The organism is Bradyrhizobium diazoefficiens (genome assembly GCF_016616235.1).
Classification (GTDB): Bacteria; Pseudomonadota; Alphaproteobacteria; order Rhizobiales; family Xanthobacteraceae; genus Bradyrhizobium; species Bradyrhizobium diazoefficiens_H.
Genome location: NZ_CP067100.1, coordinates 6,388,021 through 6,399,816, shown reverse-complemented (window position 1 = coordinate 6,399,816; position 11,796 = coordinate 6,388,021). Strand labels below are relative to the sequence as shown.

Genomic DNA, 11,796 nt, shown 5'->3' with positions numbered 1-11,796 from the left:
TGGGATGTTGGCCGGGTTCCGCCCGGCCACTCGACATCGACGGCGGCCACGGCGGTGGCGCGCTGAGCGATAAGCCATGTCCATATCTGATCGGAGCCTTGTATGAACCACTCCATCAGCCTCACCGTGAACGGTGCGCGGCGCGACTTCGTCCTCGACGATCCGCGCGTCACGCTGCTCGATCTCCTGCGTGAGCGCCTCCATCTCACCGGAACCAAGAAGGGCTGCGACCGCGGTCAGTGCGGTGCCTGCACCATTCTCGTCGACGGCAAGCGCATCAATTCCTGCCTCGCGCTCGCCGTCAGCCATGACGGCGCCGATATCCTCACCATCGAAGGCGTCGCGCGCGGCGACCAGCTTCACCCGGTGCAAGCCGCCTTCATTGCCCATGACGGCTTCCAGTGCGGCTTCTGCACGCCCGGCCAGATCATGAGCGCGATCGGCATGATGCAGGAGGCGCAGGCCGGCGACGATCCCGAGCGCATTCGCGAATGCATGAGCGGCAATCTCTGCCGCTGCGGCGCCTATGCCGGCATCGTCGACGCCGTGCTGGGCGCGCAAGGACGCATGGACGAATCCAATCAGAGGCGCTCGGCATGAAACCGTTCGATTATGTCAGGCCGGCCACGGTCGCCGAGGCCGTCGCTGCCGCAGCCCAGCCGGGCGCCGTCTATCTCGCCGCCGGCACCAATCTGCTCGATCTGATGAAAGGCGGCGTCAGCCGGCCCGATCGCCTCGTCGATGTCACGCATCTCGACGGGCTGGATCGGATCGAGCGCCTCGCCGACGGCGGTGTGCGCATTGGCGCGCTGGTCAGCAACGCCGACCTCGCGCACGATGCCGAGTTCGCCAGATCTTATCCCGCGGCGGCCGAAGCGCTGCTGTCCGGCGCCTCCGCGCAACTGCGCAACGCCGCGACCGTCGGTGGCAACCTGCTGCAACGGACGCGCTGCGCGTATTTCTACGACACCGCCAGCCGATGCAACAAGCGCGAGGCGGGCACTGGCTGTGACGCCCGCGAGGGCGAGAATCGCTCCCATGCCGTGCTCGGCTGGAGCGACAGTTGCATCGCCACGCATCCCTCCGACTTCTGCGTGCCGCTGGTCGCGCTGGACGCGATCGTCGAGATTGAAGGCAGAAATGGTCGGCGCGAAATCCTGCTCGATGACCTGCATCGCCTGCCGGGGATTACGCCGGAGCGTGAATCGGTGCTGGAGCCCGGTGACCTCATCGTGGCGGTCCGCCTGCCGCCCGCAGCGCGCGGCTTTGCCGCACATGCGCGCTACCTCAAGGTCCGCGAGCGCACCTCCTACGCCTTCGCCGTGGTCTCAGCCGCCGCCGCGTTGCGGATCGAGAACGGCAAGATCACGGAGGCGCGGCTTGCGCTCGGCGGCGTCGCCGCAAAGCCCTGGCGTGCCCGCGCGGCAGAGGATGTGCTCAAGGGCGTTGCGCCCACGGCGGACGCGTTCCAGGAAGCCGCCTGGCGCGCGCTCACCGATGCCAAGCCGTCCGGCAACAACGCCTTCAAGATCGAGCTCGCGCGCCGCATCGTCGTGCGCGCGCTGACACTTACCGCAGCCGGTACGCCCGCGCGCATCCCCGCGCTGCCGGCCTCTCCCTTTACCTCCATGTCTGGAGCCGTCCATGCCTGAGCTCAATCTCACCAGCGCTCCCGCCCATCTGCGCCACGGCTCGAACATCGGTCAGCCGCTGACCCGCCGCGACGGCATCCTCAAGGTCAAGGGGCACGCGACCTACGCGGCGGACAACCATCCGCCCGGCATGCTGTTTGCGGTGATGGCGGTTTCGAGCATTTCGCGCGGCCGCGTGGCCTCGCTCGATGTCGCCGCAGCCAAGGCTCACCCCGGCGTCGTCGACGTCATGACACCCGATCACAAGCCGCCGCTCGCGATCGATCCTGACGTCAAGACCAATCCGTTCGTGTTCCGGATGGAGGTGCTACAGAGCAATGAAGTCCGCTACGCCAACCAGCCGATTGCGGTCGTGATCGCGGACACGCTGGAGGCAGCGACCGAAGGCGCGGCGCTGCTGGCGCCGCGTTATGAGGTGCAGCCTGCGCTGGTCGGCCTCGACGCCGGCGAGAGCTACGTGCCGCCGGTCGTCGGCGTCGGCAATCCCACGGAAAATCACCGCGGCGATGTCGAGGCCGGGCTTGCCGCGGCCGAGAAGCGGATCGACGCGACTTACGAGACGCCGCCGCAATATCACAACGCGATGGAGCCGCATGCGATCGTGGCTCACTGGGACGGCGACAAACTGTCGGTGGACATGCCGACCCAAGGCCTGATGCTGTCGCTGGCGCGCATTGCCGAACTGTTCGGCATCGCGCACGACAAGATCCACATTCGCAGCCCATTCCTGGGCGGCGGTTTCGGCTCCAAGGGATTTCTGGCGGGGCCGCAGACGCTCGGCATCATGGCCGCAAAGCTGGTCGGCAGGCCGGTCAAGCTGGTGCTGCGTCGCGAGCAGATGTACGGCCCGGTCGGCCATCGCGCGCCGACGCGGCAGCGATTGCGTATCGGTGCCGATGGCGAGGGACGCCTGACCGCGCTCGATCACCATGCGCGGACCGTGTCGAGCACGTTCGACGATTTCTACGAGCCCGCCGCCGACGCCTCGCACACGCTTTATGCGGCGCCTGCGATCCGCACCTCGCACGATGCGGTGCGCGTCAACACCGGCACGCCGCTGTTCATGCGCGCGCCGGGCGAGGCCACCGGATCGATTGCGCTCGAAAGCGCGATCGACGAGATGGCCTGGGCTTGCGGTATCGATCCGCTCGCCTTCCGCCTCAAGAACTACGCCGAGGTCGAGCCGATCAGCGGCAAACCGTTCTCGTCCAAGGCGCTGCGCGCCTGCTACGAGCAGGGCGCGATGCGCTTTGGCTGGGCCAAGCGTCCGCTGCAGCCACGGCAGATGCGCGACGATGCCGGCCTTCTGGTCGGCTGGGGCATGGGCACCGCGACCTTCCCGGCGCTGATGTTCCAGGCCGAGGCACGCGCCATGATCCGCCTTGACGGCTCCGGTGCGATGGAGATCGGCGCGCATGACATGGGGCAGGGCGCCTGGACGGCGCTTGCCCAGATCGCGGCCGATGCGGTCGGCCTCGATATCGACCGCGTCGAGTTCAAGGCCGGCTCATCCGATCTGCCTGATGCCGGCATTGCCGGCGGCTCGGCGCACACGGCGACGGCGGGTGCCGCGATCCACAGCGCCGGCGCGGCCGTGATCGCCAAGCTCGCCGATCTCGCCACCGGCGACGAGCGTTCGCCGCTATTCGGCGCCGGCAATGCCGGGGTGATCGCGCGCGATGGCCGGTTGATCCGGCGCGACGACGAGGGCCGCAGCGAAAGCTACGCCGAGATCCTCGCACGCGCCGGCGTTGCCGAGGTCGAGGCGCGCGGCACCGGCGCGCCGAATCCTGCCGCGATGGAAGAATATGCCATGCACGCCCACGGCGCGGTGTTCGCGGAGGTGAAGGTCGATCCCGAGCTCGGCCAGGTCCGGGTCACCCGCATGGTCGGCGCCTTTGCCGCGGGGCGTATCGTCAACCCGCATCTGGTGAAGAGCCAGCTGTTCGGCGGCATGATCTGGGGCATGTCCTTTGCGCTGCATGAGGAGGCGATCACCGACCGGCGCAGCGGGCGGATCATGAATGCGAATCTCGGCGAGTACCACGTCCCCGTGAATGCCGACGTGCCGCCGCTCGACGTGATCACGGTCGAGGAACACGATCCGCACGTCAACGCGCTCGGCATCAAGGGCGTCGGCGAGATCGGCATCACCGGCAGCGCCGGCGCGGTCGCCAATGCGGTATGGCATGCGACCGGCGTTCGGGTGCGCCGCTTCCCGATCAAGATCGAGGAGCTGTTGACGGGGCTCTGACGGCGGAGAACGGTGGGCAAGCTCCGCCCGCCGCCCTCAAAACGTCGGCGGCGTGCAGGCCGAGATCACCTCGCACGGCTTGCCGCCGACGCAGCGGAAGCGGTGCGGCCGGCGGCTCTCGAAATAATAGGCATCGCCCGGATTGAGGATGCGGCGCTCGTCCTCGACGGTGACCTCGAGCTTGCCCGAAATCACGATGCCGCCTTCCTCGCCGTCATGGACGAGATGCACGCGCCCGGTGTCGCTGCCGGGCTCGTAGCGCTCCTTCAGGATTTGCAGGCTGCGGCCGAACAAATTGTCTCCGACCTGGCGGTACGAGATCGGCTTCTTGCCGACTTCGGTCAGCTCTTCAGAGCGATAGAAGATCTTGCGCCGCGTCTCCGGCTCCAGCGCGAAGAACTCGGCGAGCCCCATCGGGATGCCATCGAGGATGCGCTTGAGCGCACCGACCGACGGGTTCATCTGGTTGGATTCGATCAGCGAGATCGTCGAATTGGTGACCCCGGCGCGCTTGGCGAGCGCGCGCTGCGACAGCTTGTGGCGCGCCCGGATGAATCGCAGTCGTCCACCGATGTCGACGCTCATACCTCAGTCCTTGCCCTGGCGCTGTTGCAGGTGTTGCGGATCGCGCAAATATGGACCAGTCACCGCAGCAAAATCAATGGTTTGCAGGTCGCCAGAAAAGGACTTGTTGCGGTCTTGCGGCCGTGCCTCTGCTACGCCGTCAGCACAGGAGCGCGGCCGTGACCCTTCATCAGATTCCGAACACCATCAAGACCGATTCGTTCTGGATGCCGTTCACGGCCAACCGGCAGTTCAAGAAGGCGCCGCGCCTGTTCTCCTCGGCCGAGGGCATGCACTACACCACCGTCGACGGCCGCAAAGTGATCGACGGCTCCGCCGGCCTCTGGTGCGTCAACGCCGGCCATGGCCGCAAGCAGATCGCCGCCGCGGTCGAGCGGCAGCTGATGACGCTGGACTTCGCGCCGACCTTCCAGATGGGCCATCCGCTGGCGTTCGATTTCGCCGAGCGCCTCGCCGAGATCGCGCCCACGGGCCTCGATCGCATCTTCTTCACCAATTCCGGCTCCGAGTCGGTCGACACCGCGCTGAAGATCGCGCTCGCCTATCATCGCGCCACCGGCCAGTCGAGCCGCACCCGCCTGATCGGCCGCGAGCGCGGCTATCACGGCGTCGGTTTCGGCGGCATGTCGGTCGGCGGCATGGTCGCCAACCGCCGCGCCTTTGCGACGCACCTGCCGGGCGTCGACCACATCCGTCACACCCATGATCTCCCCCGCAACGCCTTCGCCAAGGACCAGCCCGAGCACGGCGCCGAGCTCGCCGACGATCTCGAGCGTCTGGTCGCCCTGCACGGCGCCGAGACCATTGCTGCCGTCATCGTCGAGCCGGTGCCGGGCTCGACCGCGGTGCTGCCGCCGCCAAAGGGCTATCTCCAGCGCCTGCGCGAGATCTGCGACAAGCACGGCATCCTCCTGATCTTCGACGAGGTCATCACCGGCTTCGGCCGCCTCGGCACGCCGTTCGCCGCCAATTTCTTCGGCGTCACGCCGGACCTGATGACCACCGCCAAGGGCATCACCAACGGCACCATTCCCTGCGGCGCGGTGTTCGCGAGCCGCAAGGTGCACGACGGCATGATGGTCGGCCCCGAGAACCAGATGGAGCTGTTCCACGGCTACACCTATTCGGCGCATCCGACCGCCTGCGCCGCGGGCATCGCGACGCTCGACATCTACAAGGACGAGGGCCTGCTGACGCGCGGTGCGACGATGGCCGAATACTGGCGCGATGCGCTGCATTCGCTCAAAGGCCTGCCGAATGTCGTCGACATCCGCAATTGCGGCCTGATGGGCGCGGTCGAGCTCGCGCCGCGCGATGGCATTGCCGGTGCGCGCGGCTATGACGTCATGGTCGACTGCTTCAACACCGGCCTTTACCTGCGCATGAGCGGCGACAGCTTCGCGATGTCGCCTCCGCTGATCGTCGAGAAGAGCCACATCGACCAGATGGTCTCGATCCTCGGCGATGCCATCAAGAAGGCGGCGTGATATTTGCTCTCGCCGTTGCGAAAGTTTCGTCTTGCAGCGGCGAGCGTGATGCCGCGGGAGTTTGACCAAGCGTGAAAGTTCTGATCCTCGGCAGCGGTGTCATCGGCGTCACCTCTGCCTACTACCTCGCGCGTGCCGGCCACGAGGTGACGGTCGTCGACCGTCAGCCCGAGCCGGCGCTGGAGACCTCTTTTGCCAATGCCGGCGAGGTGTCGCCCGGCTATTCCTCGCCCTGGGCCGGCCCTGGCGTGCCGGTCAAGGCGGTGAAGTGGCTGCTGATGAAGCACGGTCCGCTGGTGATCCGGCCGAAGCTCGACCCCGTGATGTGGGTCTGGCTGCTCAAGATGCTGCGTAACTGCACCAGCGCGCGCTACGCGGTCAACAAGAGCCGGATGATCCCGATCGCGGAATACAGCCGCGATTGCCTGCGCGATCTGCGCCGCGCCATCGGCATTCAATATGACGAGCGCGCGCAGGGCACGCTTCAGCTGTTCCGCTACCAGGCGCAGCTCGACGGCACCGCCGAGGACATCGCCGTGCTCAAGCAGTACGGCGTGCCCTTCGAGGTGCTCAACCGCGAGGGCTGCCTTGCGGTTGAACCGGCGCTATCAGGCGTGAAGGAGAAGGTCGCCGGCGGGCTGCGTCTGCCGCAAGACGAGACCGGCGACTGCCACATGTTCACGCAGGCATTGGCGAAGCATGCCGAGGCGCTCGGCGTGCGCTTCATGTTCAACACCTCGATCGACCGCATCGTCACCGAGGGCGCGCGCGTCAGCGGCGTCGCGACCAGCGCCGGCCTGTTGCAGGCGGACAGCTATGTGCTCGCGCTCGGAAGCTGGTCGTCGTGGCTCGTCGCGCCGCTCGGCATCTCGCTGCCGGTCTACCCAGTAAAGGGCTATTCGATCACGGTGCCGATCAAGGACGCCTCCGGCGCGCCGGAATCCACCGTGATGGACGAGAGCTACAAGGTCGCGATCACGCGTCTCGGCAATCGCATCCGCGTCGGCGGCACCGCGGAAATCTCCGGCTATTCGAGCAAACTGTACGACGCCCGCCGCGCCACGCTCGATCATTCCCTGTCCGACCTGTTCCCGCGCGGCGGCGATCTGTCCAAGGCGACGTTCTGGAGCGGCCTGCGCCCGATGACGCCGGACGGCCCACCCGTGATCGGCCCGACGCAGTATAGCAACTTCCATCTCAACACGGGCCACGGCACGCTCGGCTGGACCATGTCCTGCGGTTCGGGACGCGTGCTCGCGGACATGCTGTCGGGCAGAAAGCCGGAGGTCGACGTCAGCGCGCTGTCGGTGGATCGGTACAAGTATCGATTTGGGTGATGTCTTCGCCTCTCCCCGCGTGCGGGGAGAGGCCGGAATTTGCAAGAGCAAATTCCGGGTGAGGGGGAGTCTCCGCGAGTCTCGCTCGCATCGTTTGCGTGAAGAGAGCCCCTCATCCCGACCCTCTCTCCGTAAGAACGGGGAGAGGGAGAGCAGTCATCCCGTCCCCGTCACGCAATTCACCCACAGCACCACCGCCTTGGCATCCTGCGCCGGATTGGAAAACCGGTGCGGCCTGCGGCTCGCGAACCGAAAGCTGTCGCCCGTCTTCAGCGACCAGGTCTCGCTGTCCACCGTCAGCATCATCTCGCCTTCGAGTACGAGGCCGGCCTCTTCGCCGTCATGTGTGTAGAGCTCGTCGCCGGTGGAGCCGCCGGGCTCCAGATGCACCAGGAACAGATTGAGCCGGTTGTCGGCATGGGCCGGGCTCAGCAATTGCTTGGATACGCCGGTGCGCCAGAGTTTGAGTTCGGGCCGCTGCAGCCCGCGCGTGACGACCTGATCGGATGCGCCGTCGGCGCTCGGGCTCGCGCCGAACAATGCGGCGATGCCGACGCCGAGCACGTCGGCGAGCGTGGCCAGCACGCGCAGCGACGGTGACGACAGGCCGCGTTCGATCTGGCTGAGAAAGCCGATCGAAAGTGAGGCACGCGTCGCGACCGTTTCGAGCGAGAATTGCCTGACGCGCCGGAGATCGCGGATGCGGCGGCCGACGGTGACGTCCATCGCCGGCTCGGCCGGTTTGGTGCTAGCCTTGTTGCGTGCCTTGGCCTTCACCTTCCTCGCCGGCTTGGCGGCGGCCGGTTTGCGCATTCTTTTGACACCGCTCACGTCAAACCGCTTCCTTCATGTGGATGAAAACCGCTTGCATCATCCGCGAAAATGTGACCAAATTTTCATATTGGTGAAAATAGGCCGAAACGGCTTGGCCCGCAACGTCTGATCACGACCTGTGCGAGCGCCGTTATCGGTCAGACTGAAAGGGGGATGCGATGAAGCGTTTTGGTCTGGCCGCGGTCGCGGCGCTTGCACTTTGCGCAGTAGTGCCGGCTTCGGCGCAGCAGGTGCTGAAGGTCGGCTCGACGCCGACGGGCATTCCCTTCACCTTCCTCGACACCAAGACCAACACCATCCAGGGCATCATGGTCGATCTCGTCACCGAGGTGGGCAAGGACGCCGGCTTCAACGTGCAGATCGAGCCGATGCAGTTCTCGGCGCTGATCCCGTCGCTGACCTCGGGCAAGATCGACATCATTGCCGCCGCGATGTTCATCACCGCGCCGCGGAAAGAAGTCGTCGACTTCTCCGACCCGATCTACACCTACGGCGAAGGCCTCGTGGTGCCGAAGAGCGACACCAAGGCCTATGCCACGCAGGACGACCTGAAGGGCGAAACCGTCGGCGCCCAGGTCGGCACCGCCTTCGTCGATGCGCTCAAGAAGTCCGGCCTGTTCGCCGAGGTCAAGGCCTACGACAGCATCCCGGACATCCTGCGCGACGTGAACACCGGCCGCCTCAAGGCCGGCTACGCCGACTATCCGATCCTGGCCTATAATCTGAAGCAGGGCGGCTTCCCCGAGGTGCGCCTCGTCGACGGCTACAAGCCCGTCACCGTCGGCTCGGTCGGCATCGGCGTGCGCAAGGGCGAAACTGCGTTGCTCGGCAAGATCAATGCTTCGCTTGCGAAGCTCAAGGCCAACGGCACCATCGACAAGATTCTCGAGAAGTGGGGCCAGAAGGCGCAGGGCTGATTGGCAAGACCTGATCGATCGAAGGCTGGCCGATGAAAGGCTTCTGGCACGACGCCGCCGAGTTCTTCCCGATCCTGATGAACGGCGTCGCGCTGACGATCGTCGTCACCATCGGCTCGCTGCTGCTCTCGACGGTGCTCGGCCTGATCTGGGCGATGATGCGGGTCTCCGGCATCAAGGCGCTGGCGATGCTCAGCGCCAGCCTGATCAATTTGATCCGCGGCATCCCGATCATCGTACTGTTGTTTTACCTCTACTTCGTGATGCCCGATCTGGGCGTCACGTTATCTGCCTTGCAGACCGCAATCCTCGGGCTCGGCATTGCCTATTCGGCCTACCAGGCGGAAAACTTCCGCGCCGGCATCGAGGCGATCGACAAGGGCCAGATCGAGGCGGCGCAGTCGATCGGCATGGGCTGGTGGCTGACCATGCGTCGCGTGGTGCTGCCGCAGGCGGTGCGCATCGTGCTGCCGCCTTACGGCAACGTCATGATCATGATGCTGAAGGATTCTTCGCAGGCTTCCACCATCACGGTGGCCGAACTCGCGCTGCAGGGCAAGCTGATCGCCTCCTCGACCTTCAAGAACACCAGCGTGTTCACGCTGGTCGCGCTGATGTACCTGACCATGAGCATTCCGCTGATCCTGCTGGTCCGTCACTTCGAGAAGCGGGCCGGCAAGAAATGATCGAGCTCAGCGACATCCACAAGAGCTTTGGCAAGGTCGAGGTGCTCAAGGGCATCACGGCGAAGGTCGAGAAGGGCGAGGTGGTCTGCATCATCGGGCCGTCAGGTTCCGGCAAGTCCACGATCCTGCGCTGTATCAACGGCCTCGAAAGCTACGACCGCGGCGAGATCAGCGTCGAAGGCCTCAAGGTCGATCGCGATGCGCCGTCGATCGTTGCGATCCGCACCCGGGTCTCGATGGTGTTCCAGCGCTTCAACCTGTTCCCGCACCGCACGGCGCTGGAGAACGTCATCGAGGGGCCGCTGTTCGTGAAGAAAGAGCCGCGCGCCCAGGCGTACGAGCGCGGCCGCGCGCTGCTGGCCCGGGTCGGGCTCGCCGAGAAGGCCGACGTGCATCCGCCGCAGCTGTCCGGTGGCCAGCAGCAGCGCGTCGCGATCGCACGCGCGCTCGCGATGCAGCCCAAGGCGATCCTGTTCGACGAGCCGACCTCGGCGCTCGACCCAGAGCTCGTCGGCGACGTGCTCGGCGTGATGCGCAAGCTCGCCGACGACGGCATGACCATGGTCGTCGTCACCCACGAGATGGGCTTTGCCCGCGACGTCGCCGACCGCGTGCTGTTCATCGACGGCGGCATCATTGTCGAGCAGGGGCCGGCCAAGGCGCTGCTCAATCAACCCCAGCATCCGCGCACGCAGGATTTCTTGCGGCGCGTGCTGCATCCGCTCTGACCGGACTCTTACAATGATGCGCCTGCCGCTGCCGCCTTCGCTCTATGCCGACACCGCCGTCGCGCCGGTCGCGACGCCGCCGCTCGATACGGACAGGAACGTTTCCGTTGCGATCATCGGCGGCGGCTACACGGGGCTTTCCACCGCGTTGCATCTGGCGGAGCAGGGCGTCGAGGCCCTGGTGCTGGAAGCGCAGGAGCCGGGCTGGGGCGCGTCGGGCAACAATGGCGGTCACACCAATCCGGGTCTGAAGCACGACCCTGACAAGATCGAGGCGGATTTCGGCACGGAGCTCGGCCGCCGCATGATCGCGTTCTCCTACGGCACGACGAACTTCACGCATGATCTGATCCGCCGCTACCAGATCCCCTGCGAAGCACGGCAGAACGGCACGCTGCGCGCCGCCTATAACGAGACCAGCGCGGCCGCGATCCAGAACACGGCGCAGCAATGCATTCGCCGCGGCATGCCGGTGTCGTATCTGAACCGCGAGCAGCTCCGCGAGATGACCGGCACCGACCGCTACATCGGCGCCATGCTCGACACCCGCGGCGGTGACCTGCATCCGCTCAGCTACGCCCGCGGTCTCGCGCGCGCGGCAATCTCGGCCGGCGCGGAGGTCCATGGCGAGACGCCGGCGCTGTCGCTCCGCCGCGCGGGCACGCGCTGGCGGATCGAGACCCCGCGCGCGGTCGTGCATGCCGACAAGGTGCTGCTCGCGACCAACGGCTTTACCGGCGATCTCTGGCCCGCGCTCCGCCGCACCATCGTGCCGGTGTTTTCGTCGATCGCGGCGACCGCGCCGCTCTCGGACGAGGTCGCCCGCTCGATCATGCCGACGCGCCCGGTGCTTTATGAGAGCGGCCATATCACGGTCTATTATCGCATCGACCAGGGCAATCGCCTGCTGATGGGCGGCCGCGGCCCGATGCGCTGGATCAACTCGCCTGATGACGTTGCCTATCTGATCCGCTACGCCGAGCGGCTGTGGCCGCAGCTCAAGGGCGTGGCCTGGACCCACGGCTGGAACAGCCGCCTCGCGATCACCAAGGATCACTATCCGCATGTGCATGAGCCGGCGGAGAGCGTCCTGATCTCGCTCGGCTGCAACGGCCGCGGCGTCGCGCTCTCGACTGCAATGGGCGCGCAACTCGCGCGGCGGCTGATCGGCGGCGCCAAGGCCGAGATCGACATGCCTGTGACCGGCATCAAGCCGATCCCGATGCACGCGTTCTGGCCGCTCGGTGTGACGACCGCGGTGATTGCGGGGCGCGTGCGCGACCGGCTGGGGATCTAGAGCGCGGTTGGATCGTGCT

At 66.4% G+C, this 11,796-nt stretch carries 11 protein-coding genes; 9 read left to right on the top strand and 2 right to left on the bottom strand.

Annotation, left to right across the window (positions count from 1 at the left end):
• Positions 1–102 precede the first annotated feature (102 nt).
• From JJB99_RS30435 to JJB99_RS30425, 3 genes are read left to right on the top strand one after another with little or no spacing between them, the layout of a single operon-like run.
• Positions 103–600 carry a (2Fe-2S)-binding protein gene (locus tag JJB99_RS30435; RefSeq protein WP_200495916.1) on the top strand — a complete coding sequence of 166 codons (498 nt, stop codon included), beginning with the start codon at positions 103–105 and terminating at the stop codon, positions 598–600.
• Positions 597–1,652: an FAD binding domain-containing protein gene (locus JJB99_RS30430; protein ID WP_200495915.1), complete on the top strand. Its 1,056-nt coding sequence runs from the start codon at positions 597–599 to the stop codon at positions 1,650–1,652. The genes JJB99_RS30435 and JJB99_RS30430 overlap by 4 nt, the downstream gene beginning before the upstream one ends.
• On the top strand, positions 1,645–3,906 hold the full coding sequence (locus JJB99_RS30425; RefSeq protein ID WP_200495914.1) for a xanthine dehydrogenase family protein molybdopterin-binding subunit: 2,262 nt from the start codon (positions 1,645–1,647) through the stop codon (positions 3,904–3,906). The genes JJB99_RS30430 and JJB99_RS30425 overlap by 8 nt, the downstream gene beginning before the upstream one ends.
• 36 nt (positions 3,907–3,942) lie before the next feature.
• Here the strand turns inward: JJB99_RS30425 and JJB99_RS30420 are convergent, their stop codons facing one another.
• Complete coding sequence (locus JJB99_RS30420; RefSeq protein WP_200495913.1) at positions 3,943–4,491, bottom strand: cupin domain-containing protein; 549 nt, start codon at positions 4,489–4,491, stop codon at positions 3,943–3,945.
• 158 nt (positions 4,492–4,649) lie between these two features.
• Here JJB99_RS30420 and JJB99_RS30415 point away from each other — a divergent pair, with 158 nt between their 5' ends.
• Positions 4,650–5,978, top strand: a complete 1,329-nt coding sequence (locus tag JJB99_RS30415; protein ID WP_200495912.1) for an aspartate aminotransferase family protein — start codon at positions 4,650–4,652, stop codon at positions 5,976–5,978.
• Positions 5,979–6,049: 71 nt separating this feature from the next.
• The gene (locus tag JJB99_RS30410) at positions 6,050–7,315 is read left to right on the top strand and encodes a D-amino acid dehydrogenase (RefSeq protein ID WP_200495911.1); all 1,266 of its coding nucleotides are present in this window, start codon (positions 6,050–6,052) and stop codon (positions 7,313–7,315) included.
• A gap of 156 nt (positions 7,316–7,471) precedes the next feature.
• Here the strand turns inward: JJB99_RS30410 and JJB99_RS30405 are convergent, their stop codons facing one another.
• Positions 7,472–8,128 carry a helix-turn-helix domain-containing protein gene (locus tag JJB99_RS30405; protein ID WP_200495910.1) on the bottom strand — a complete coding sequence of 219 codons (657 nt, stop codon included), beginning with the start codon at positions 8,126–8,128 and terminating at the stop codon, positions 7,472–7,474.
• A gap of 179 nt (positions 8,129–8,307) precedes the next feature.
• On the opposite strand from JJB99_RS30405, the gene JJB99_RS30400 reads away from it, so the two are divergent.
• The 4 genes from JJB99_RS30400 to JJB99_RS30385 are packed head-to-tail and all read left to right on the top strand — an operon-like array spanning position 8,308 to position 11,777.
• The gene (locus JJB99_RS30400; protein ID WP_200495909.1) at positions 8,308–9,066 is read left to right on the top strand and encodes an ABC transporter substrate-binding protein; all 759 of its coding nucleotides are present in this window, start codon (positions 8,308–8,310) and stop codon (positions 9,064–9,066) included.
• Between the two features lie 32 nt (positions 9,067–9,098).
• A complete protein-coding gene (locus JJB99_RS30395) occupies positions 9,099–9,752 on the top strand; it encodes an amino acid ABC transporter permease (RefSeq protein ID WP_200495908.1) in 654 nt (217 codons plus the stop codon).
• Entirely contained in the window at positions 9,749–10,480 is a 732-nt protein-coding gene (locus tag JJB99_RS30390) for an amino acid ABC transporter ATP-binding protein (protein ID WP_200495907.1), read from the top strand. Before JJB99_RS30395 ends, JJB99_RS30390 begins: the two co-directional genes overlap by 4 nt.
• Before the next feature lie 13 nt (positions 10,481–10,493).
• The gene (locus JJB99_RS30385) at positions 10,494–11,777 is read left to right on the top strand and encodes an NAD(P)/FAD-dependent oxidoreductase (protein ID WP_200495906.1); all 1,284 of its coding nucleotides are present in this window, start codon (positions 10,494–10,496) and stop codon (positions 11,775–11,777) included.
• The last annotated feature ends 19 nt before the right edge of the window (positions 11,778–11,796 follow it).

Bases quoted from the DNA above. Each gene is read 5' to 3' on its own strand.
- JJB99_RS30425 (WP_200495914.1), top strand. From the start codon at position 1,645: ATGCCTGAGCTCAATCTCACCAGCGCTCCCGCCCATCTGCGCCACGGC.
- JJB99_RS30435 (WP_200495916.1), top strand. From the start codon at position 103: ATGAACCACTCCATCAGCCTCACCGTGAACGGTGCGCGGCGCGACTTC.
- JJB99_RS30420 (WP_200495913.1), bottom strand. From the start codon at position 4,491: ATGAGCGTCGACATCGGTGGACGACTGCGATTCATCCGGGCGCGCCAC.
- JJB99_RS30390 (WP_200495907.1), top strand. From the start codon at position 9,749: ATGATCGAGCTCAGCGACATCCACAAGAGCTTTGGCAAGGTCGAGGTG.
- JJB99_RS30400 (WP_200495909.1), top strand. From the start codon at position 8,308: ATGAAGCGTTTTGGTCTGGCCGCGGTCGCGGCGCTTGCACTTTGCGCA.
- JJB99_RS30430 (WP_200495915.1), top strand. From the start codon at position 597: ATGAAACCGTTCGATTATGTCAGGCCGGCCACGGTCGCCGAGGCCGTC.
- JJB99_RS30405 (WP_200495910.1), bottom strand. From the start codon at position 8,128: ATGCGCAAACCGGCCGCCGCCAAGCCGGCGAGGAAGGTGAAGGCCAAG.
- JJB99_RS30385 (WP_200495906.1), top strand. From the start codon at position 10,494: ATGATGCGCCTGCCGCTGCCGCCTTCGCTCTATGCCGACACCGCCGTC.
- JJB99_RS30395 (WP_200495908.1), top strand. From the start codon at position 9,099: ATGAAAGGCTTCTGGCACGACGCCGCCGAGTTCTTCCCGATCCTGATG.